A 21,665-nucleotide genomic window follows, 5' to 3' on the forward strand; every position below is an offset into this window, starting at 1 on the left:
GAATTTTCTTGAAAATTTTTGTTTAATTCTCTGTACTTTTCATGCCGTTTTGGTATCACTTTTTACCACTTTGTATTACAATGAACATAGATTTACAAAAAAAAGGGGCCTATTATGATTTCCTATCACTCACTAAAAAATAAATATCCTTCAGGCGCAGTGACGGATAACCAGACTATTTTTATTCAAGTTAAAGTTACGAAAGAGACTCACCTCTCTTCTATCCAATTAGTTTTAAAAGAAGATTTAACGCAAACAACAAGCATCTATCATCCAAGTCGTTCTACGATTGAAGCAGATGCAACTTTATATTCATTTGAAATTTCACCATTGCATTCAGGACTATATTTCTACTACTTTGAAGTTCGTTCTGAAATCGGTACTTACTTCCTTAGCAACCATGAATTCCAAGCAGTTCCTGTTCTCAACTATCATGAGATTAACAGCTGGCAATTAACGGTTTACGAAGAACAATTTACGACTCCAGAATGGTTTAAAGGCGGGATTATGTATCAAATCTTCCCTGACCGATTCAAGAAAAGTGAGAAATATAAAGCTAAAAAAGCTGCTAACGAAGAAATTCGTTACCGTCACGATGACTGGGACGAATTGCCTCAATCAAGTATCACACATGAAAATTACAAAGCTCAGGATTTCTATCTTGGGAATTTAAAAGGAATCGAAGAAGAACTCGAACACTTCAAAGCCTTAAATATAAATTGTATTTACTTAAATCCAATTATGGAGAGCCCAGACAACCACCGCTACTCCACTGCGGATTATTTCAATGTGGATCCATATTTAGGAACAAATGAAGACTTTAAACAACTATGTGCGAAATTCAGAAAAAATGGAATCGAAATTATTCTAGACGGTGTTTTTAGTCATACTGGAGATGACAGTATTTATTTCAACAAACAAGGTCATTATGATAGCATTGGTGCCTATAACTCAACTGAGTCTCCATACTATCCTTGGTTTAGCTTTATGGAGTTTCCAGATACGTATCACTCTTGGTGGGGATTTACAAACCTTCCAACGGTGAATAAATTGAACCCTTCCTATATGAAATTTATTAATGATCCAAAAACTGGTGTCTTACCCTTCTGGCAACATCTTGGTATTGGTGGATGGCGTTTAGACGTTGCGGATGAATTTCCTGACGAGTTCTTAGACGCATTACGAGTAACGGTTAAACAAATAGACCCCAATGCCCTCATTATTGGTGAAGTTTGGGAAGATGCGACTACGAAATTTGCTTATGACCATCGTCGCCGTTATTTCTTAGGAAAACAACTCGATAGTGTCATGAACTACCCTTGGAAAGATGCCATCATTCAATTCGTTCATACAAAAAATGCACATGCATTACGATATGCCATCGAAGAAATCATTGATCATTATCCAAAACCTGCTCTAGACGTTCTAATGAACTTGCTCGATAGTCACGATACCGAACGTATTATTACAAAAATTGGCTTTGGTGATACGGAAGCTGTTCCACTTCATGAGCGCCCAACACTTGAATTAACTGGAACTGAACTTGAAGATGCGATTCAAAAACTAAAGATTGCAAGCTTTATCCAATTTACTCTACCAGGTGTTCCTTCGATTTATTACGGAGAAGAAATTGGGATGCAAGGATTCCGCGATCCGTATAACCGAAAGACATTCAGCAAGAAAGAAATTAACGAAGAAATCTTCGAGCATTATAAAGCATTAACAGCTTTTAGAACAGAAAACAAAGAAGACTTCAAGGGAGACTTTTCTGTTGTATATGAAAGCAATGGTTGCCTTGTATATCAACGCGAATCTCTCCTATGTGCAGTCAATATGAATGCACATACTGTGTTCATTGAAGGCCTTCATGGAAAACAAATTTTTGCAAGTCACCAAATAAGAAACCATCCAAACGGACTTCTTGTTCCTGCATTTGGCTTTGCCGCTTATCAAATTTAATCCATAAAAAAAGATTCTCACTGTGAGGCGTGCCTCACTGGTGAGAATCTCTTTTTTTATTGGTTTAACCTTGAACAGGTTTGATGTGCCAAATGTCTTTTGCATATTCTTTAACTGAACGGTCAGCTGAGAAGATACCTGCATTTGCAATATTGGCAAGGCTCATCTTCATCCATTTAGATGAATCATTATAGTCCTTTTCAATACGTTCTTGCGCTTCAACATAGCTATCAAAGTCGGCAAGACACATATAGTGATCTTGAGTTAATAAGTAATCCACGATGAAGTTGAAGTTCATACCACCAACCGTCATTGTACGAATGAAATCAAGAACTGTCTTAATCTTAGGTGAATTATTATAGTATTCCCAAGGTTTATAGCCTTTTGCATATAACGCATCTACTTCTTCTGTTTCTAAACCGAAGATAACAATATTGTCTTCTCCAACAGCTTCGTAGATTTCCACGTTAGCTCCGTCCATTGTCCCAAGAGTTACTGCACCGTTTAACATCAGCTTCATGTTACCAGTACCACTCGCCTCTTTACCCGCTTGAGAGATTTGTTCACTCACATCAGCAGCTGGCAAGATGATTTCTGCTAGAGTCACTTTGTAGTCTGGAATGAATACCACTTTAATGTACTCACGTACTAATTCATCACTTTCAATCATTTGAGAAATTGAGTGGATGAATTTAATAATGTTTTTCGCCATTTGGTAGCCTGAAGAAGCTTTCGCAGCGAAAATAAATGTACGTGGAGTTGGTCGTAATCCATTGTATTTAATTTCATGGTAAAGATATACGATATGTAACGCATTTAATAATTGGCGTTTATATTCATGTAATCTCTTCACTTGAACGTCAAAGATTGAATGAGGATTTACTGAAATCGCAAGCGTTTCTTTAATGTAAGTCGCTAGTTGCTCTTTCTTCGTTAACTTAATGGCTTGTAAGTCTTTTAGCACTTTCTCATCATCTTTATAGGCATTCAATTTAGAAATGCCAGAGAGGTCTTTAATAAAGTCATCTCCGATTAAATTTTCTAAGTAAGTAGCAAGTTCTGTGTTTGCTTGACCTAACCAACGGCGGTGCGCAATCCCGTTTGTCACATTTCCGAATTTTCCTGGATATAAATCGTTGAAGGCTTTAAATGTATCACGAACAAGAATATCACTATGCAATTTTGATACCCCGTTTACATAATGACTACCCACGATAGAAAGATTTGCCATCTTAATCATGTCGTCATAAATAATCGCTGTATCACGTAATGTATATTGTTTTCCTTGTTCCATGACCCATAAGCAGAAACGTCTATTAATTTCCTCAATAATTGAGTAAATACGTGGAAGAATTGGTTGGAATAAAGATACTGGCCATTTTTCCAATGCTTCTGCCATAATCGTGTGGTTTGTATACGCAAATGTCTTCGTCGTGATATCCCACGCTTTATCCCATCCGTAGCCATACTCGTCCACTAATAAACGCATTAATTCAGCAACGCCCATCGCAGGGTGAGTATCATTAATGTGAAGCGCTACGTGTTCAGAGAAATTTTCTAATGTACCAAATTCACGGTAATGGTTCTTCACTAATTGTTGTAATGACGCACTGATGAAGAAGTATTGTTGTTTAATACGTAACTCTTTACCTTCGTTTGTGACATCGGCCGGATATAATAATTTAGAAATTGAAGACGCAATCGCTTCTGCTTCGGATGATTTAGAATATTCGCCGCGTTCGAACAGTTTCATATTGAAACCAGTTTTTACCTTTGCTTCCCATAAACGTAATGTGTTTACAGCTGAAGCATCATAACCAGAGATTAATAAATCATATGGTTCCGCTTGAATCGAAGTATAGTTTTTGTGGTTCACTTTTAAGCCAGTTTCAGTCATGACTTGCTCTAATTCTCCACCAAAACGCACTTCAACTTCTTCGTCATTACGGTACACTAAGCCATATTTTCCAAGATCCAACCATTGATCTGGGAATTCTTGTTGCCAACCGTTTGTAATCACTTGTTTGAAAATACCATATTCGTAAAGAATTGAGAATCCTGTAACTGGATATTCATTACTTGTTAAGGCATCTAAGTAACAAGCCGCAAGACGTCCTAGGCCACCATTTCCTAAACCTGGATCTGGTTCCATATTGTAAATTTCATCGAGTGAAAAATTGTTTTCGCTCAAGAACTCTTTTGCTTCCTTTTCAATACCTAAATTGAACAAGTTATTGCAAAGTGTACGTCCTACTAGAAATTCCATTGACATATAGTACGCACGTTTTTGACGAGTTTGTTTTAATGTTTGTTCATAGCTGAATTTCTTTTCCATTAAAATATCACGAACAGATCTCATCATCGCTTCGTACACTTGTCGTTTACTTGCGTTTGAGATGGTTACACCAAATTGGTTCTTTAATGAAGTTTCTACACGACTTGTTAAACTTTTTTCGACCATTTAAGAGCCTCCTTTTTTTATACTACTTCATGGTAAAGATCCAAGTATTTCTTAGCGGACTGTTCCCAGCTTACGTCTTTTTGTAAATTGTTCTTAATAATTTGTTTCCATTCATCAGGTGATTGGTAGAAACATGTCACAGCGCGGTAAATCGCATCCATCATATCGCCAGATTGGAAGCTTTCGAACGTGAACCCATTTCCTTCTACTCCTGTAAATGGAATAACCGTATCACGTAATCCACCAACACGGTGAACAACAGGAACTGTACCATAGCGCATTGAGATGAGTTGTGACAATCCACAAGGCTCTGTCTTAGAAGGCATTAAGAATAAATCACTTGCCGCATAGATTTTTGCAGACATTTCATTAGAGAATAATAAAATGCTGCGTACACGATCATGTCTGTAATGTTCTAGTGAACGTAAGGCACTCTCATAATGAGCATCTCCTGTCCCTAGAATGACTAATTGTGCGCCTGTTTTAAGAATTTCTTCGCTTGCTTGTAAAATTAAGTCAATTCCTTTTTGATGAGTAAGTCGTGTTACCATTCCAATTAAAGGAATATCGGCATTCACTTCTAAGTCCATTTCTTTTTGGAATGCTAATTTATTTTGAACCTTATCTTCAAATGTTTTTAAGTCGTAATTTACAGGAATCATTGGATCTGTTTTTGGATTGAATTTATCTACATCAATTCCGTTTAAGATTCCTCTTAATTTTCCTTGTTCAACAGTTAAAATCTTGTCGAGTCCATATGAGAAATAAGGATCCAAGATTTCACGAGCATATGTTTCACTTACTGTATTAACGCGGTCCGCCAATTGAATCGCACCTTTAAGTAAGTTCACGTCACCATTGTAAATGAGAGCATCAAAATATTTATTTTCTAAACCAAATAGATTTCCCATTTCATATGGGTTGAATCGACCTTGGAATTCGATATTATGAATCGAAAGCACACTCTTCATATCTTTATAGAATTCTGCTTCACGACTCTTCAACACGTCTAAGTAAATGACAGAAAGTGCTGTATGCCAGTCGTTTACATTCACAACATCTGGTTTAAAATCAAGAGCTGGTAAGATTTCAAGAGCTGCTTTTGAGAAGAAAGCAAAACGTTCTCCATCATCTGCTTGTCCATAAATACTGTCACGATTAAAATATTGTTCATTATCTACAAAATAGCAAGGAACTCCGTCCACTTCAGTCTCGAAAATTCCACAATACGAATGTCTCCAACCTAAATCAACAAATTGGTATGCTTTGTATTTTAAGCCAAAACGTTCGCGGTCAATACTAGAATACAAAGGTAAAATAACACGTGCATCTACGCCTAATTCACGAAGGGCTTTTGGAAGAGAACCAATAACGTCTCCTAACCCTCCTACTTTAACAAAGGGAGCTGCTTCAGCTGCAATAAAACAAACTTTCATACACTTTCTCCTTTAACTTGTGATACGTTTATTATACCTTGAAATCATGAAAAGAACTAGACTTCTTATATAATAAAATTAATAATTTGAACTAAATAAAAAACCTAGGACAAATGTCCTAGGTTCAATTGGCAATTAAATTTCTGGGTAGATATCTTCCACAGATTTTTCTGGGTCAATCACGATGAATAAGTTACCGTGTGAACCAATTGCTGAACTTTGGTATTTGTTGTCATTTCCATCTTCATCTACTGGGCTGTATGGGAAATAAACACGATCTTTGTCAACAATTACATCTGATTTTGGATGATTTCCATCAACATATAAAATATCCATTAATTCGATATCGCTATATTTTTTAACGCGTTCGAACATTCCTAGTTCTAAACCACCTAAGTTGATGTCTTCTGACATAACGTGGTCTGCTTCAGGGAAGATTTCGATACGTAATGATTCACATGGGTGAATTTCTTGGAATTCGCCACCGTTAATACGTCCAAATGATGTTGTAACTTTTTTAATCCATAAGTCACCAATCAAACGGCGATTAATCGTCCATGTTTCTCCATTTCTAAATACAAAACGTAAACCTGACATAACCTTTTTCATATAGGGTCACTCCTTAAAATAAATTATTGCTTACAAAATGATAATACCATTGAAACGCCTTTCATTCAAGAATTATATTAAATTAAATGGCTTTCAATAAATTGTTTTTCATTTCAATGAAACTTTATTTACTTTCATTGAAATTATTTCTAATCCATGAAACTAACTCAGTATTTTCATTGGCTAAACTACCAGATAAAATCTCTGTTTGAAGAGCTTGTAAGACTTCGCCAATAATAGGCCCCATCTTCTCTAAGCCAAGTGCTTCTTTTACTCCAAACCCATCAATTTGAATGTCTTTCATCGAACGAATCGGTAATTGTTGATACACTTTATCTAACTCTACTAATTGTTCACTGTGGCCAATTCCTGGTAACAACTGTTCTACTTCGACAGCCAAATCTTCTGGACATTCATAAGCGAGAAATGCATCCCACTCTTTTTCAAGACGAGCAAGCAATGTTTGATAGCCTGTTAATATAGTAGAAATTTGGTCATTCGATGATTTCCAATTTTTCAGTACTTTTCTTAACTGTGGAATACTTAATCGTTCATAGTACGCAAATAAGATCCACGCCTGAGTAATCGTCATTTTTTCTAACGGGAATTCTCCTAATTTTAAGAGTGTCTCTTTGGCCTCTTTAAAGTCAGGACAAGAATGGTATAACTCACTCTCTACAAACGCTTTAAAGGCAAGAGCGCGATGTGGACTCAGTATCATCTTCTCAAACTCAACTTTCATACGTTCCACCGCTACTCGCTCTAGGTTGGTTTTTAAAGTTCGAATTGCATTAAACGTATCAGATTCTATCGAAAATCCTAATTGCCCTGCAAACCTGACTGCACGCATCATCCGTAAGGCATCTTCATTAAAGCGTTCCATAGGATTTCCAACACAGCGAATGATTTCTCTCTCTAAGTCTTCAATCCCACCAAAATAATCGACAATTTCTTCTTTGTCGTTTACAGCAAGTGCATTAATCGTAAAATCACGACGCATCAAGTCCTCTTCCAGACTTCTGACAAAGGTTACGGAATCCGGATGTCTAAAGTCCTGGTACGTTCCTTCCGTACGAAATGTTGTCACCTCATAGCTATCATGATGATGGAGTACAAGAACGGTCCCATGTTCGATTCCCACATCTACCGTATGAGAAAAGAGACTCTTCACTTCTTCAGGGGTTGCACTCGTTGCAATATCCACATCAGAAATCTCTTTTCCAAGAACCAAATCACGGACTGAACCACCCACAAAAACAGCTTCGTGTCCAGCTTCTTTTAACGTTTGAAGAACAGGGAGTGCACTAACGAAAAGCGGTACCGATTGTATATCAACTGTTCGTTTAAAATCACTCATCTTCTAACTCCTTTAATCGATTTGTTAGCTCCATAAAACGCTGAGACTCCATTGATTCTAAAGCGTCATTGATTTCTGATTTTAATTGCGAAATCAACACTTCTTTTTGAATACTATCTAATTCATCCTCTACTACTTCCATCTCTTCGACTTCAGAGATATAGTAAGGATTTTTCTCTAATACGGCAAAACTCACCATACTTTTATAAGCGTTTGGAAAATCTAATTCCACATAGCAATCTTCTTTCCAATGAAGACGCATATCATGAAAGGCTACTTCTGGATTATCAAATTTGGTTCCTTCTTTATAAAAGAGGAAAGATTCTTGAGCAGGTTTAATCGTTGAAAATAGCATTCCTTTTGGAGTAGCTTCCACATGCTCCACGAAATGAATTTGTTTCAACAATAACTCATGGTTTAACAAGTAGTTCAGAATCCACAATGACTCTCTTCTTTTCAAAGAATGATTTGAAATGAACCACGAAATAAATTTCTTCTTCGTTTCTAAACTTGGGTTAAACAAAGTATCCCTCCTACTCTTCAAAAATAAATGTATAACGGATAAATTCAGGATTAAACGGATCTACCTTCAATGCTTCTTGTAAGGCTGGTGCTGCTAAATCTTTACGTCCTTCTTCAATCATAAAGCGGATATAATCTTCTAAGAATTCAACAGAACTTTCCCCGGCTTCATAGGCTTTTTGATAGTTCGTAAATGCCTCGTTGTACTCTTCCATTGCTTCATACGTTTTCGCAAACAAGTAAAGAATCACTGCATCTTCTTTGGTTTCTAAGCTTTCAAGGAATGCAATACTTTCCTCATATTCTTCTTCATCGTTTAAAGCTTCAACATAACTTGTCACATTAAGTAAAGAATCGCTGTTAATGTTCACCGCTTCTTTTAATTCTTGTAATCCAACTTTTGGATTCCCTGTTGCGATTTTGATTTGGCCAAGAATACGGTGTGCTTCATCGTTCAATTCATCGAAAGCAATCCATTTTTTCGCATAGTCTTTTGCTTCTTCGTCTCGTTTCAAGATTAAAAGACATTGAATCACATTTAGTGTCACTTCACTATTTTCAGGTTCACGTTCTAAAAGTTCCATATAGTACTCGAGAGCTTTCTCATAGTTGCCCTCAATGGACTCAGATGAGGCCATCTGGAACAATAAATCACTTGAGAGGCCGTCAATGCTTTCTTCGCCAATAAATTGCTCTAATGGCTCTTTATCGCCCATTCTTAAAGTGGCTTCAACGTACAATTCTTGCGCACGCTCTTCTTCCCCAGTTTCTGCTGGATTTTGTTTTAAGAAACGCTCCAAGAAAAATGCGCTACGTTCGAAACTTCCCGCTTCAAATAATAAAGTTCCAAGGTAAAAATCAATAATCGCTTCGTCTGGTTCCAAGTCTTTCGCCTTTAAGAGTTTCTTCTCTGCTAAGTCGAAATCTCCCTCTTCACGGTACGCTTCCGATTGAACCACTAACACACTTGGGTAGTCTGGATCTGTTTCAGGAATATCGTACAGAATCGATAACGCTTGATCTGTTTCTCCTTCAGCCACTAAAATCTCGGCTAATAAAATCGTCCAAATCGCTTCGTCTGGTTCCACTTCGGTGAGTCGTAACAAGGCACGTTTGGCTTCTTCGTAGAATCCAATTGATACAGAATAAGTCGCTAAATCTGCCATTTCTTGAAGGTCTTTTTCTGGGTTAAAATTGTCAAAAAAACGATGGTAGTGTTCATAGACTTTATCAATATCTTGTTCTTGTAAGGCTTGTTCAATCGCTTCGATTACTTGTGTCATAATGTCTCCTTTTGCAGATGAACTGCGAGTAGTATAATGTATCTATTGAAGTTTTACACCAAAAAAAGAAGGTGTTATATAGAGTTAACTCTAATATAACACCAATTAAAACTTCATGCTATGAAAAATAATTCATCGGAATTATTTTTTAACTGCATCTTTAAGAGCTTTACCAGCTTTGAATGCTGGAACTTTAGAAGCTTTGATTTTGATTTCTTTACCTGTTTGAGGGTTACGTCCTTTACGAGCAGCGCGTTCGCGAACTTCGAAGTTACCAAATCCGATAACTTGAACTTTTTCACCTGCTTTTAAAGCTTCTTGAATTGTTTCGAATAACGCTTCAACTGTTGCTGAAACATCTTTCTTTGTTAATTGCGTTTTTTTAGCAACGCGATCTACTAATTCTGCTTTGTTAGCCATTTTAGTTTCACCTCCGTCAAATAAGAATTTCTATCAGAGTTCGTTGAGTGGTCCAACTTATCTGGAAATCGAAAATTAGTTTTGATTTCCTCTAAATTATACCATTCAACCTCAATAGTTTCAACGTTTTATATTCTGTTTTATAAGCTTGCTATGAATTTTTTTACTTTCTTTGACGCGTAATCATATGAATTGGTGTTCCTTCGAATCCAAATGCTGAGCGAATTCGATTTTCTAAGAATCGTTCATATGAGAAATGCATCAATTCAACGTCATTTACAAAGGTGACAAATGTTGGTGGTTGAATCGCCACTTGCGTCATATAGTAAATCTTCAAGCGGTTCCCTTTATCCGTTGGAGTTGGGTTCATCGCGATCGCATCCATTAATACATCGTTTAAGACTGATGATGAAATACGACGTGAACGAACTTCATGAATCTCTTTTAGAATTGGTGGGATTTTTGAAAGACGTTGTTTTGTCTTTGCAGATACAAAAATAATCGGAGCATATGATAAGTATAGGAATTCTTGACGAATCTTATCCTCAAACTCTTTATACGTTGAATTATCTTTTTCAAGCGTATCCCATTTATTCACTAAAATAACGACACCTTTACCGGCTTCATGAGCGTATCCCGCAATCTTCTTATCTTGTTCTTGAATACCTTCTTCAGCATTCAAGACCACACAAACAATGTCGCTTCGTTCAATCGCTCTTAAGGCGCGAAGTACACTATATTTTTCAGTTGATTCGAAGACACGACCTTTCTTACGAATACCGGCAGTATCAATCATCTTGAAGACAGTACCTTCTTCATCTTCGAATGTCGTATCGATGGCATCACGAGTTGTTCCGGCAACATTCGATACAATCACTCGTTCTTCTCCAAGCATCGCGTTCACTAAACTTGATTTCCCTACGTTTGGACGGCCGATAAAACTAAACTTAATGATGTCTTTATCCTCTTCGTCTCCTTTATCTTCAGGGAAAGCTTTAACAGCTGCGTCTAATAAGTCTCCAAGACCTAGTCCGTGACTTCCTGAGATTGGGAATGGTTCACCGAATCCTAATGCATAGAAATCAAAAATTTCTGAACGCAATTCAGGATTGTCGACTTTATTAACAGCTAGTAAAACTGGTTTGTTTGTACGATAGAGTAATTTTGCAATGTGTTCGTCAGTCGTTGTCACGCCCTCTTTCACACTTGTAAGGAAGATAATCACATCTGCTTCTTCCATCGCAATCTCTGCTTGCATACGGATGTTTGACATAAACGGTTCATCCGTAATATCAATTCCACCTGTATCGATAATATTAAATGAGTGACCTAGCCACTCACCTTCAGAATAGATACGGTCACGAGTGACTCCGGCAATATCTTCTACGATAGAGATACGTTCTCCGACAATACGGTTAAAAATTGTAGATTTTCCGACATTTGGTCTTCCTACAACGGCAATAACTGGTGTTGACATACTATTCCTCCTTTTTCTCTAATTCTATCATAAAAATAGTCTGGAACCAGTCCAGACTATTTCCACTTAACTTTTATTTGAATGTTATTCTTCAACTTTTAATTCAGAAAGTTGATCACCTAAACGATCTGCTAAAGAGAACGAAACATCTTCTTCAGGTAATTCGTAAGTTTCTTCAACCACTTCTTCAACTTCTTCTTTTTCAGGTTTTGGAGCTTCTTGTAAAGCTTTAATACTTAAAGAAATACGTTGTTGTTCTGGATGAACTTCAAGGACTTTCACTTGAACTTCTTGACCTTCTTTAAGAACTTCGTGTGGTGTTGCGATATGTTGGTGAGCGATTTGAGAGATGTGAACTAATCCTTCTACTCCAGGGAATAATTCAACGAATGCTCCAAATGTAGTTAGACGTTTTACTAAACCATCTAATACAGAACCAACTGCTGCACGTTCTTCAATGTTATCCCATGGTCCTGCTAATGTATCTTTGATTGATAATGATACACGTCCGCTTTCTGGATCTACTGAGATTACTTTTGCTTGAACTTCTTCGCCAACTTTTAATTTGTCGCTTGCTTTCGCAACGTGCTCGTGAGAGATTTGTGAGATGTGAACTAAACCATCCACACCACCTAAGTCGATAAACGCACCGAAGTTTGTTAATCGAGCCACTTTACCAGTCACTACAGAACCTTCTTGAATTGCTTCAAATACAGCTGCACGCTTAGCTGCTTTTTCAGCTGCAACTAAGTTTTTACGTGATAAGATTAAACGATTTTCGCTTGGTTCGATTTCAACGATTTCAAAAGCTAATGTTTGGCCTTTGAATTGAGCTAAGTTATCAACATAGTGATCTGATACCATTGAAGCTGGCACGAAAGCACGAACTCCTGCATCCACTACTAAACCACCTTTAACTGCATCCACAACTGGAGCTTCGATGATTTCTTTGTTATCGAATTTAGCTTGAATTTCTTCCCAAACTTTACGTGCATCTACACGTTTTTTAGAAAGTAAGAAACTTCCATTTTCTTTATCTTTGATTTGTTTGATGACTACTAAATCAACAACATCTCCTACAGCTAAAACGTCTTCTACACGTTCAACTGGTGATGTAGATAATTCATTGAAAGGAATAACTCCTTCAACTCCTCCACCGATAATTCCGACGATGGCTTGTTTATCTTGTAGAGTTAATACTTCACCTTGTACTAAATCTCCGATTTGAATATCTTTAACGATATCTAGCGCATCTTGCATTGTTTGTAATTCTGACATGTGACTTCCTCCTAAGCGCGACAATTCATGCGAACATCAAGTTTGATTTTTGTGCAAAATAAAACTTTTTATCCACTTACAATCATACCACTAAATGAAAACGAATTCTAGTGTTTTTGTGTAAAATCTGGTTAATTCGTTAACTTTTCTTGGATAAGATTCGTAATTTTAGAAACGACTTCTTGAATTGATAGGCTTGTTGTATCGATTTCAATTGCATCATACGCTTTTTTCAAAGGAGACTCTTTACGAGTACTATCTAAGAAGTCACGGTGAGCAATCTCTTCTTCCAATTTTTCAAGGGATAATTCAATGCCCTTTTCTTGGTTTTCTCTGAATCGACGAAGCGCACGTTCTTTTACAGACGCAACTAAGAAAATCTTCAATTCAGCATTTGGAAGCACTACTGTACCAATATCGCGACCATCCATAATGATGGAATGGTTCTCAGCAATCTCTTGTTGCATCTTCACAAGTTTTACACGAACTGCTTTAATCGCGGAAACTTCCGATACATTTCGTGTCACTTCAAGATCACGAATCTCACGAGTCACGTCTTCCCCGTTTAAGAAAACGAGTTGGCCATCTTCAGTATTTTTAAAACTGATGACTAAGTTTTCGAGCAATTCATCGATTGCTGACGCATCATCTACTGAAATATTATTTCTTAAAAATGCCAATGTTGTAGCACGATACATCGCACCAGTATCTAGATAAAGAAAACCAGTTTCTTTGGCAATCAATTTTGAAATTGTACTTTTCCCAGACGAAGCTGGTCCATCAATAGCAACTTGCATATTCTCTCTCCTTCTCAAAAAGAAAGCCTGAAACGTCTTGCGTCTCAGACTTCCGCTAATATAGTTCTGTATTATTGTGCAACTTTTAATGTTGTTCCTGGAGCAATGTTATCTCCTGTAAGACCATTAATTTGTTTTAATGTCGCGACGTCCATACCATGGTTTACTGCGATACGGTATAAAGTATCCCCAGCTTTAACAGTGTATGTTCCATAGTTACCATTTTGTTGCGCTTGAGTTGTTGGTGTTTGTTGAGTTGTTTCAGCTTGACGAGGAGCTGTTGTTGTAGCTTCGTTAGCTGTAGTAGTAGCTTCTTGTTTAGTTGTAGCTGCTGTTGTTTCCGGAGTAGCTGTTGTTGTTTCAACAGTCTTCGTTAACATTACATCGTCAGCTGTTCTTGGTTTTACTTGGTTACTATTATTGCTAATTGAGAACCACATCATAAATAATACTGGTGCAACAATTACAATAAGGAACACAAATAATAACACATTTGATAATGGTGCTACTGCTTTCCCACCTGAGTTTCTAGCACTACGAGAGAATTGACGATTCTTTAAATTCTCATCTTCTCCAAATTTTCTTTCCCATGGTTGTTCTTCTGTTTGATTTAAATCTTCATTGTTATTAAAGTTATCGCTCATTCAAAAATCCTCCTAATTTGACCCAATGCTATCCTCAGTCAATTCACTACACAATATAGCATATTCTTACACTCAGGGCAAACTTTTACTTTAGTACTATTGTAGCATAATTTCTCAAAAAATCACTCTATTTAATCATAGATTAAATAATTTCTTAAAGCTTTCCTCGAAGGTGTTTTTGCTATTTTCTTCTTCATTCCAATTTTCTGTTACATCCAGTAAAAATAAATCAAGATGCCTGCAACTGCTACACTTTCCACACGGCTCTTTCCGATTTTCTCCGAAGAACTGTGCTAAGTACTGTTCTTTACACTGACTCGTAGTCGCAAACTCTTCAATTTGCCCCACTTGCTTTAATTTACGCCCCCGCTGCATCTTGATAAATTCATTCTTTTGATCATTATTCCAACGAAATGCATTCGCAATCTCTTTAATATTTTGATGAAGCTCCGTTTCTTCCTCGTCACCTGCTTCATACGACCGTTCAATTTTACGTCCCATTTCGGAAAAATCGTCTGGATGAACAAAAGCGATACAACGACTAAACTGCAGGTCTCTACCCGCACGACCGATTTGTTGCACATAATCTTCAAGCGTTTGAGGAAGTTGGTAATGAATAATTGTACGAATATTCGACTGATTAATTCCCATTCCAAAAGCACTTGTCGCTAATAAGATATTGAGTTCGACTCTAAAGAATTTCTGCTGGATGGTTTGTCGATCACTACTATGTCTCTTAGAGTGAAAGGTATCAATTTTTGTAAATCCTTCCTCTTGGAGCGATTCTTTTAACCCTTCAATCTCTTTAATTGTTGAGGCATACACGATACAAGGATATTCCACACGCTTCAACAATTCAGTAAGCATCTTACTGCGAAGTCCTTCAACCGAAATAACATCAATTTCACGATTCTTCAAGAAAGCATGCCCTTGGAAATAAGTCGTATCCTCTTTATTTAATCCTAAAAAAGTGTAAATATCATGAATGACTTGAGTTGTCGCCGTTGCCGTTAACGCTAATGTTCTTGGATTTCCTAAACTCTTTCTCATCTTACCAATAAATAGGTAATCACTTCTAAAATCATATCCCCACTGTGAAATACAATGCGCCTCATCGACAACAAGTAATCCAATTTCAAGTTTTGATAATTGCTTAAAGAATCTTGGTGCTTGTAGCATCTCCGGTGAAACGAAAATAAATTGATACTCATTTAACGTACTTAAAATATAATTCTTCTCAGACTCTGACATAAGAGACGTAATGGCCACCGCTCTATGAATTCCTAGCTGTTTTAAACTAGCAACTTGATCGGCCATTAATGCAATTAGAGGAGACACAATAACGACTCTACACTTTTCTTTGACACCAATATATTGATAAATAAATGATTTCCCATTTCCTGTTGGTAAAATCGCAATCGCATCATGCCCTTCCTCAAGAGACGTGATGACTTCCTGTTGCCCTTCCCTGAACTCGTCATATCCGAATCGATTCAATATTGGATCCATATCATTCACGCTCCTTTAAGGCCTTGATTTGATAGTATCTGAATAAGAAGAAATCCAGTTTTTTCCCTTCTGCTTCAAACTGGTCTTTAGCCTCTTTATACTTTGGATACTGCTCGTTTTCGAAAAGTTCTTTGTACGCCACGGCAGCCTTCGTTTCTTCTACACGTTTATAAAATGCATCTTTTGTAAGTAATAAATGCTTTAAGAGATGATCATTAATCGTGCTCTCTTTGAGTTTACGTAGACGTGCAATCTCCGTTCGTTTTAATCCTTTTTCAAATAGACGAACTGTTTCTTGAACGGAACTCGTTTCATGAGAAATCCATTCAAACATTTTAGAAAACCATCCATAAGTGATTGGAGAATTTTCAGGTTCCTCAAAGACATCACTCACCCATTTCATTAAGACTAATCTTGAGAGAGGTTCACAGTCTTCAACTATGGTAAATTCCCATAACGAAACGAGCTCGTCTTCTAGAGCCGCTGTCGACTTAGCTCCATTAAAAAGCCCTACCCAATGTCCTTTCACAGATTCATCTTGTTTATCCGCCCAAACCTTGAACTCTTCAACAACACTACTAAACCAAACGGACGTAATGTTCTCTTTTTCTTCTTTATACCATCGTTTAAATAATTGCTGTAACCACACATTTTGAATAAGAGGACGATAGTTTGTTTCTTCGTAGCAGTGATAACTAATCCATTCAATCCAGAGTCTTGTCACATCTCGTAATTGCACAAACGAATATGGATGCATCAAGTAATTGACAGGATGGCTTCCGTTTGTCACAAGCGAAAATTCTGGAATTTCTTTCAGTAGCACTATGCCCGATTCATTTTCGCTAACTATTCCTTCACGGAAGAATCCATCTACTAATTGATGAAAGTACTCTTCTTTTAAATGAGGTAAACTAGCAAAAAACACTTCAGTTTTATCTTCTGTCACGCCAATTAAAGTCGACATGGTACGATTTCCCGTTAAAATACGATATAATCGATTTAACGGAACCACACCATACGACTTGATCGCATGTAATATCCAAATTTGATAAAAGGAGTACTGACTCATGGATAAAAAATCCTCTCTTTCAAAAATTTATACAAAAGTTGATTGCGAGTCTTGCATCGCATGTGGCATCTGTCAACTACGTGCTCCTGAGATCTTCGAGTACGATGCTGAAGGCATTGCCTTTGTAAAACAAGACAACAATACCGGAACAGTTCCACTACCAGAAGATACGCTAGAAAAGTTCAAAGATGCTTATACAGCTTGTCCAACTGGTGCCATTAAACGAAAAAATAGCCCATTTAATGAAGACTAAATAAACAAAACGGACCCACAACAGTATGAGTCCGTTTTTCTTTTTGTATGACTCCCTAATAGAAATCTATTTTTCGTCTAAAGCGAGCTTTCTTAGTTTCTGTACTTCGAACGAGCGCAATTCACGATAATCTCCAGGGCGTAAGTTTTCCAACGTTAAAAATCCAAACTCTTCACGTTTTAATTTCATAACAGGTAACTCAACTGCTTCAAACATACGCTTCACTTGATGATTCCATCCTTCGTGAATCGTTAAAGCGACAATCCCTGTTCCTTTATCTGTATCCACTGATAAAATTTGAGCTCTAGCATTTGACGTTTTCTTGCCATCTAAGACAATTCCACGTTCCAATTGACGCATTTGTCTTGGTGTTGGAATTCCTTTAACTTTGGCGATATATTTCTTCTCTACGTGATGCTTTGGATGCGTCATTAAGTTTGAAAACTCACCATCATTCGTTAACAAAAGAAGTCCTGTTGTATCGTAGTCCAAACGTCCCACTGGATACACGCGTTGTTCCACATCTTTAAAATAGTCCGTCACAACGGTTCTTCCTTTATCGTCACTTGCACTTGAAAGCACGCCTTTTGGTTTATAAAACATGAAGTACACAGGTTCTTCTTTATAAATCGGAATACCATCTACCTCAATTTTATCATTGGCACCTACTTTAAAGCCGAGTTCTCTTACGACTTCACCATTGACCTTCACACGGCCTTCTTGAATAAATGCCTCACATTTTCTGCGGGATGCCACACCAGCGTGCGCCATTACTTTTTGTAATCTTTCCACAAAAAAACCTACTCTTTCTCTTCTTCTACTTCATGATGTTCTTTAGAGAGCATTTCCAGCTCTTCAAACAAATCATGATTATCTCTAAATAATTGATTAGCTTCTTCAGAATCTAAATCGAATAAATCGGAAGCATCTGGTAATGCATCCAGCGATTCTAATCCAAAGTAATCCATAAAATAAGCTGTTGTCTTATACAATTTTGGACGTCCTGGAGTCTCTAATCTTCCAGCCTCTTCAATTAAATCTCTTAGCAATAGTTTTTGAATCGAACCACTGCTTTGAACGCCACGAATCGACTCGATATCCACACGTGTGACAGGTTGCTTATACGCGATAATCGCCAACGTTTCTAGAGAAGCTTGAGACAATTGAGAAGAATATGGAGAAACCGCATATTTTTCGATATATGATTTTAAACTTGCCTTTGTCACAAGCTTATAATGAGAAGCTGTGAGAAGAAGTTCTAGTCCACTATTTTCGTCCTCTAAGCGTTTCTTTAATTCATCTAGTAACTGACGAACTGCACTTCTTTCGAGTTCTAAAATATAGCTTGCTTCTTCTAATGTAATCCCATCATCTCCAGCAACAAATAGTAAGCCTTCTAATACTGAAATGTAATTAGTCACTCTGTTTCTCCTTTTCTTGTCTTTTCTCAATCAAAATATCCTCGTATGGAGAACTTTGAATAAAACGGACACGATGTTCCCGAACGAGCTGTAACATCGCTAAGAACGTCGTTGTAATCGCATGCCTGTTGAACGCTGGGAAACATTCCTCGAACGGAACTTGTTTCTTATCTGTATGCTCGATTTTTGAAATAATCGAATCCATTAATTCTTCAACCGTATGCGTTTCATGTTGAATATTGGCCTTCAGCGGCATCTTCGCAATATTCTTACGCGCTAATTTCTTTAACGCATTCCATAAATCTTGAGTCGTCACTTCTCCTTCTTTTAATGGAATAATCTCTTGCATCGAAGATAAGTCACTCGCCTCTTTCCCGAAGTGTAATCCCCTTAGGAAAGAGAGCTCCTCAAGCTTTTTAGCATTTTCTTTAATTTGTTGATATTCCAATAGTTGTTGCACTAACTGATCACGAGGGTCTTCCACGATTGGCTCCCCGTCTTCATCCAACTCTTCCAATTTTGGTTTTGGAAGAAGCAATCTTGCTTTGATTTCTAATAATGTTGATGCCATTACTAAATACTCGGCTGCCACTTCCAACTCCAAAGTTTTCATGGAATGAATGAAGTTCAAATATTGCTTCGTTAATTCATTCATCGGAATATCGTAAATATCGATTTTCATCTCACGAATCAGATGCAAGAGGACGTCCATCGGTCCTTCGTATTCAGCTACTTTAATTGTTAAATCTTCCATGGTTCCTCACTTACACGATGTTTATTCCATTTTGCGAGAATCACACTCGTCTCAATTGTTCCACTCAATACTTTATCTTCCATCTTTGCTAAATCTTCTAACATTTGGAATGTAATATTTTCCCCACGAAACGAAGGTGACACCGATAAGTATTTAATGACAATCGTGTCTGTTGTGCTTTCTCCACCAATCAATCCGATAAAATTCTCACTGTCGCTTTCTTTAAAAAGCCAGCATTTAATCGATGGATTTGTAGCGATTTCTTCAATTTCCTCTTGCAATCGTTTAAAGTCCTTGAATTCAGGGATGTAAGAAAGTAATCCCATCACAATTTTTTTATTCGTTGCTGAATAAGGTACTAACAAATTCATTCCTCCTAGAGGTTCGTCTCTTAATATAAAACTAAAACTTTACGAACCAATGATTTGAACACTTCTTTAACGCGTTGTGTTGTTTCTACCACTTCTTCGTGGTTTAAGTTTGCTTGCATTCCTGCAGCTAAGTTTGTGATACATGAAATACCAATCACTTTGATACCAGCGTGGTTTGCTACGATAACTTCAGGAACTGTTGACATTCCTACAGCATCCCCACCGATAGCTTGTGTGAAGCGGATTTCTGCTGGTGTTTCATAAGTTGGTCCAGAGTATCCCATGTATACTCCTTCTTTAATATTGATGTTTAATTCTTTCGCAGCTTTACGAACCACTTCTTGTCCGTATTCATGGTATGCATGGCTCATATCTGGAAAACGAGGTCCAAAGCGGTCATCGTTAGGTCCGATGAGTGGGTTTGTACCAGTGTAGTTAATTTGGTCTGTAATAATCATTAAGTCCCCTGGTTCAAATGTTGGGTTTGCACCACCAGCTGAGTTTGTCACAATAATCGTTTCAACATCTAATAATTTCATTAAACGAATTGGGAACGTTACTGTTTCCATATCGTAACCTTCATAGTAGTGGAAACGTCCGTCCATGATTAGAACTTGTTTCCCTTCTAATTCACCATATACAAGACGGCCAGCATGACCGACAACTGTAGAAACTGGGAAGTTTGGAATATCTTTGTAGTCAAAGATTAATGGGTTCTTCACTTCTCCAGCAAGTTCACCAAGACCTGATCCTAAAATCATTCCGAAATCAATGTGACCAATACCTTTTTCTTGTAAAAACGCTTTTGTTTCAACTAATTGTTCGTATTTGCTCATGTTGTTCCCTCTTTCTATATTAGTTTAATTCTTTTAAGAAGCTTGTTCCGTTTCCAGTTGATGCTACACCAAAGTTTTCACTGATTGTTTCTGCGATATCACTGAAGTGGCCTTCTGGTAAGTGAGTTGGGTGTTTCAATGATTTGCTGATGGCTAACACTGGAATGTACTCACGAGTGTGGTCTGTCCCTTTGAATGTTGGGTCGTTTCCGTGGTCAGCTGTGATAATTAATAAATCATCTTCTTGCATGTTTTCAACGATTTCTGGAATACGAGCATCAAATGCTTCAAGCGCTTCTCCGTATCCTTTTGTATTACGACGGTGTCCATAAACCGCATCGAAGTCTACTAAGTTTAAGAAACTCATACCAGTGAAATCTTTCTTCAATACTTCCACTAATTTATCCACGCCATCCATATTGTCTTTTGTACGAACGAATTCAGTAATTCCTTGTCCGTTGAAGATATCGTTAATCTTACCAATTGCAATCACATCAAATCCATCTTTCTTCAAGAAGTCTAATGTTGTTTCGCCAAATGGACTTAACGCATAGTCATGACGGTTTGAAGTTCTTTGGAAGTTGCCTGGTTCACCCACATATGGACGAGCAATGATACGACCAATCATATACGGATCGTCTTTTGTAATTTCACGAGCGTATTCGCAAATACGGTATAACTCTTCTAGCGGAATAATCTCTTCGTGAGCTGCAATTTGCATTACAGGGTCAGCAGAAGTATAAATGATTAAATCGCCTGTTTCCATTTGGTGTTTACCGTAGTCATCAATAACAGCAGTTCCACTGTATGGTAAGTTACATACAATTCCTCGTCCTGAGAACTCAGAAATACGGTCTAATAATTCTTGTGGGAAACCATCAGGGAATACTCGGAAAGGAGTTTTAATATTTAATCCCATTAATTCCCAGTGACCTGTCATTGTATCTTTACCAACAGAAACTTCTTCCAGTTTAGTATAGCTTCCTTCTGGATGTTCTACTGGTGGAACTGTTTTTAAAGGTGCGATATTTCCTAAACCATAACGTTGCATATTTGGCACATTTAAGCCCACAGTTTCAGAAATATGACCTAGAGTATGTGAACCTGCATCATCAAATTTTGCAGCATCTGGTGCTTCTCCAATCCCTACAGAGTCCATTACAATGACATGTATTCTTTTAAATTTCATAGTTTCCATCTCCATTTTCT

Annotated in this window: 21 protein-coding genes; 2 read left to right on the top strand and 19 right to left on the bottom strand. The window is 37.3% G+C overall.

Going from position 1 to position 21,665, the window contains the following annotated elements:
• Positions 1-114: 114 nt before the first annotated feature.
• Positions 115-1,959: a glycoside hydrolase family 13 protein gene (locus ADH02_RS03535; protein WP_048782659.1), complete on the top strand. Its 1,845-nt coding sequence runs from the start codon at positions 115-117 to the stop codon at positions 1,957-1,959.
• 64 nt (positions 1,960-2,023) lie between these two features.
• Here the strand turns inward: ADH02_RS03535 and ADH02_RS03540 are convergent, their stop codons facing one another.
• The 13 genes from ADH02_RS03540 to ADH02_RS03600 all read right to left on the bottom strand — a co-directional run bounded on the left by ADH02_RS03540 (position 2,024) and on the right by ADH02_RS03600 (position 16,716).
• Positions 2,024-4,420 carry a glycogen/starch/alpha-glucan phosphorylase gene (locus tag ADH02_RS03540; RefSeq protein WP_048782661.1) on the bottom strand — a complete coding sequence of 799 codons (2,397 nt, stop codon included), beginning with the start codon at positions 4,418-4,420 and terminating at the stop codon, positions 2,024-2,026.
• A 17-nt stretch (positions 4,421-4,437) separates the two neighbouring features.
• A complete protein-coding gene (gene glgA, locus ADH02_RS03545; RefSeq protein WP_048782662.1) occupies positions 4,438-5,856 on the bottom strand; it encodes a glycogen synthase GlgA in 1,419 nt (472 codons plus the stop codon).
• Between the two features lie 135 nt (positions 5,857-5,991).
• Positions 5,992-6,465 carry a hypothetical protein gene (locus tag ADH02_RS03550; RefSeq protein WP_048711494.1) on the bottom strand — a complete coding sequence of 158 codons (474 nt, stop codon included), beginning with the start codon at positions 6,463-6,465 and terminating at the stop codon, positions 5,992-5,994.
• A 124-nt stretch (positions 6,466-6,589) separates the two neighbouring features.
• Complete coding sequence (locus ADH02_RS03555; protein ID WP_048782664.1) at positions 6,590-7,822, bottom strand: CCA tRNA nucleotidyltransferase; 1,233 nt, start codon at positions 7,820-7,822, stop codon at positions 6,590-6,592.
• Positions 7,815-8,345, bottom strand: a complete 531-nt coding sequence (locus ADH02_RS03560) for a YpiB family protein (RefSeq protein ID WP_065427008.1) — start codon at positions 8,343-8,345, stop codon at positions 7,815-7,817. Before ADH02_RS03560 ends, ADH02_RS03555 begins: the two co-directional genes overlap by 8 nt.
• Before the next feature lie 10 nt (positions 8,346-8,355).
• Entirely contained in the window at positions 8,356-9,627 is a 1,272-nt protein-coding gene (locus tag ADH02_RS03565) for a tetratricopeptide repeat protein (protein WP_048782666.1), read from the bottom strand.
• Between the two features lie 141 nt (positions 9,628-9,768).
• Entirely contained in the window at positions 9,769-10,047 is a 279-nt protein-coding gene (locus ADH02_RS03570) for an HU family DNA-binding protein (protein ID WP_005605703.1), read from the bottom strand.
• Between the two features lie 163 nt (positions 10,048-10,210).
• Positions 10,211-11,524: a ribosome biogenesis GTPase Der gene (gene der / locus ADH02_RS03575; protein WP_048782667.1), complete on the bottom strand. Its 1,314-nt coding sequence runs from the start codon at positions 11,522-11,524 to the stop codon at positions 10,211-10,213.
• An 84-nt stretch (positions 11,525-11,608) separates the two neighbouring features.
• On the bottom strand, positions 11,609-12,802 hold the full coding sequence (gene rpsA, locus ADH02_RS03580; protein ID WP_048782668.1) for a 30S ribosomal protein S1: 1,194 nt from the start codon (positions 12,800-12,802) through the stop codon (positions 11,609-11,611).
• Positions 12,803-12,933: 131 nt separating this feature from the next.
• The gene (gene cmk / locus ADH02_RS03585) at positions 12,934-13,599 is read right to left on the bottom strand and encodes a (d)CMP kinase (RefSeq protein ID WP_048782669.1); all 666 of its coding nucleotides are present in this window, start codon (positions 13,597-13,599) and stop codon (positions 12,934-12,936) included.
• Between the two features lie 71 nt (positions 13,600-13,670).
• A complete protein-coding gene (locus ADH02_RS03590; protein ID WP_048782670.1) occupies positions 13,671-14,243 on the bottom strand; it encodes an SAG1386/EF1546 family surface-associated protein in 573 nt (190 codons plus the stop codon).
• 135 nt (positions 14,244-14,378) lie between these two features.
• Positions 14,379-15,752, bottom strand: a complete 1,374-nt coding sequence (locus ADH02_RS03595; RefSeq protein WP_048782671.1) for a RecQ family ATP-dependent DNA helicase — start codon at positions 15,750-15,752, stop codon at positions 14,379-14,381.
• Position 15,753: 1 nt separating this feature from the next.
• On the bottom strand, positions 15,754-16,716 hold the full coding sequence (locus ADH02_RS03600) for a helix-turn-helix domain-containing protein (RefSeq protein WP_160312860.1): 963 nt from the start codon (positions 16,714-16,716) through the stop codon (positions 15,754-15,756).
• A 103-nt stretch (positions 16,717-16,819) separates the two neighbouring features.
• Between ADH02_RS03600 and ADH02_RS03605 the strand changes: the two genes are divergently transcribed.
• Positions 16,820-17,074, top strand: coding sequence for a ferredoxin (locus tag ADH02_RS03605; protein WP_048782673.1), 255 nt, complete (start codon positions 16,820-16,822; stop codon positions 17,072-17,074).
• A gap of 66 nt (positions 17,075-17,140) precedes the next feature.
• Here the strand turns inward: ADH02_RS03605 and ADH02_RS03610 are convergent, their stop codons facing one another.
• Genes ADH02_RS03610 through deoB form a run of 6 tightly spaced genes read right to left on the bottom strand, consistent with a single transcriptional unit; the run spans position 17,141 to position 21,645 of the window.
• Positions 17,141-17,866: a pseudouridine synthase gene (locus ADH02_RS03610; protein WP_048710091.1), complete on the bottom strand. Its 726-nt coding sequence runs from the start codon at positions 17,864-17,866 to the stop codon at positions 17,141-17,143.
• 8 nt (positions 17,867-17,874) lie between these two features.
• Positions 17,875-18,495, bottom strand: a complete 621-nt coding sequence (gene scpB / locus ADH02_RS03615) for an SMC-Scp complex subunit ScpB (RefSeq protein WP_048782674.1) — start codon at positions 18,493-18,495, stop codon at positions 17,875-17,877.
• Positions 18,488-19,249: a segregation and condensation protein A gene (locus ADH02_RS03620; protein WP_048782675.1), complete on the bottom strand. Its 762-nt coding sequence runs from the start codon at positions 19,247-19,249 to the stop codon at positions 18,488-18,490. The genes scpB and ADH02_RS03620 overlap by 8 nt, the downstream gene beginning before the upstream one ends.
• Complete coding sequence (locus ADH02_RS03625) at positions 19,237-19,620, bottom strand: GNAT family N-acetyltransferase (RefSeq protein ID WP_239681729.1); 384 nt, start codon at positions 19,618-19,620, stop codon at positions 19,237-19,239. The genes ADH02_RS03620 and ADH02_RS03625 overlap by 13 nt, the downstream gene beginning before the upstream one ends.
• Positions 19,621-19,640: 20 nt before the next feature.
• Complete coding sequence (locus ADH02_RS03630) at positions 19,641-20,456, bottom strand: purine-nucleoside phosphorylase (RefSeq protein WP_048782676.1); 816 nt, start codon at positions 20,454-20,456, stop codon at positions 19,641-19,643.
• 19 nt (positions 20,457-20,475) lie between these two features.
• Positions 20,476-21,645, bottom strand: coding sequence for a phosphopentomutase (gene deoB, locus ADH02_RS03635; RefSeq protein WP_152903889.1), 1,170 nt, complete (start codon positions 21,643-21,645; stop codon positions 20,476-20,478).
• Between the last annotated feature and the right edge of the window lie 20 nt (positions 21,646-21,665).

This window comes from Streptococcus sp. 263_SSPC, assembly GCF_001071995.1.
Classification (GTDB): domain Bacteria; phylum Bacillota; class Bacilli; order Lactobacillales; family Aerococcaceae; genus Granulicatella.

Excerpts from the sequence above, each read along its gene's own strand:
- ADH02_RS03535 (WP_048782659.1), top strand. The coding sequence starts at position 115 with ATGATTTCCTATCACTCACTAAAAAATAAATATCCTTCAGGCGCAGTG.
- ADH02_RS03540 (WP_048782661.1), bottom strand. The coding sequence starts at position 4,420 with ATGGTCGAAAAAAGTTTAACAAGTCGTGTAGAAACTTCATTAAAGAAC.
- glgA (WP_048782662.1), bottom strand. The coding sequence starts at position 5,856 with ATGAAAGTTTGTTTTATTGCAGCTGAAGCAGCTCCCTTTGTTAAAGTA.
- ADH02_RS03550 (WP_048711494.1), bottom strand. The coding sequence starts at position 6,465 with ATGAAAAAGGTTATGTCAGGTTTACGTTTTGTATTTAGAAATGGAGAA.
- ADH02_RS03555 (WP_048782664.1), bottom strand. The coding sequence starts at position 7,822 with ATGAGTGATTTTAAACGAACAGTTGATATACAATCGGTACCGCTTTTC.
- ADH02_RS03565 (WP_048782666.1), bottom strand. The coding sequence starts at position 9,627 with ATGACACAAGTAATCGAAGCGATTGAACAAGCCTTACAAGAACAAGAT.
- ADH02_RS03570 (WP_005605703.1), bottom strand. The coding sequence starts at position 10,047 with ATGGCTAACAAAGCAGAATTAGTAGATCGCGTTGCTAAAAAAACGCAA.
- der (WP_048782667.1), bottom strand. The coding sequence starts at position 11,524 with ATGTCAACACCAGTTATTGCCGTTGTAGGAAGACCAAATGTCGGAAAA.
- rpsA (WP_048782668.1), bottom strand. The coding sequence starts at position 12,802 with ATGTCAGAATTACAAACAATGCAAGATGCGCTAGATATCGTTAAAGAT.
- cmk (WP_048782669.1), bottom strand. The coding sequence starts at position 13,599 with ATGCAAGTTGCTATTGATGGACCAGCTTCGTCTGGGAAAAGTACAATT.
- ADH02_RS03590 (WP_048782670.1), bottom strand. The coding sequence starts at position 14,243 with ATGAGCGATAACTTTAATAACAATGAAGATTTAAATCAAACAGAAGAA.
- ADH02_RS03595 (WP_048782671.1), bottom strand. The coding sequence starts at position 15,752 with ATGGATCCAATATTGAATCGATTCGGATATGACGAGTTCAGGGAAGGG.
- ADH02_RS03600 (WP_160312860.1), bottom strand. The coding sequence starts at position 16,716 with ATGTCGACTTTAATTGGCGTGACAGAAGATAAAACTGAAGTGTTTTTT.
- ADH02_RS03605 (WP_048782673.1), top strand. The coding sequence starts at position 16,820 with ATGGATAAAAAATCCTCTCTTTCAAAAATTTATACAAAAGTTGATTGC.
- ADH02_RS03620 (WP_048782675.1), bottom strand. The coding sequence starts at position 19,249 with ATGGAAGATTTAACAATTAAAGTAGCTGAATACGAAGGACCGATGGAC.
- ADH02_RS03625 (WP_239681729.1), bottom strand. The coding sequence starts at position 19,620 with ATGAATTTGTTAGTACCTTATTCAGCAACGAATAAAAAAATTGTGATG.
- ADH02_RS03630 (WP_048782676.1), bottom strand. The coding sequence starts at position 20,456 with ATGAGCAAATACGAACAATTAGTTGAAACAAAAGCGTTTTTACAAGAA.
- deoB (WP_152903889.1), bottom strand. The coding sequence starts at position 21,645 with ATGAAATTTAAAAGAATACATGTCATTGTAATGGACTCTGTAGGGATT.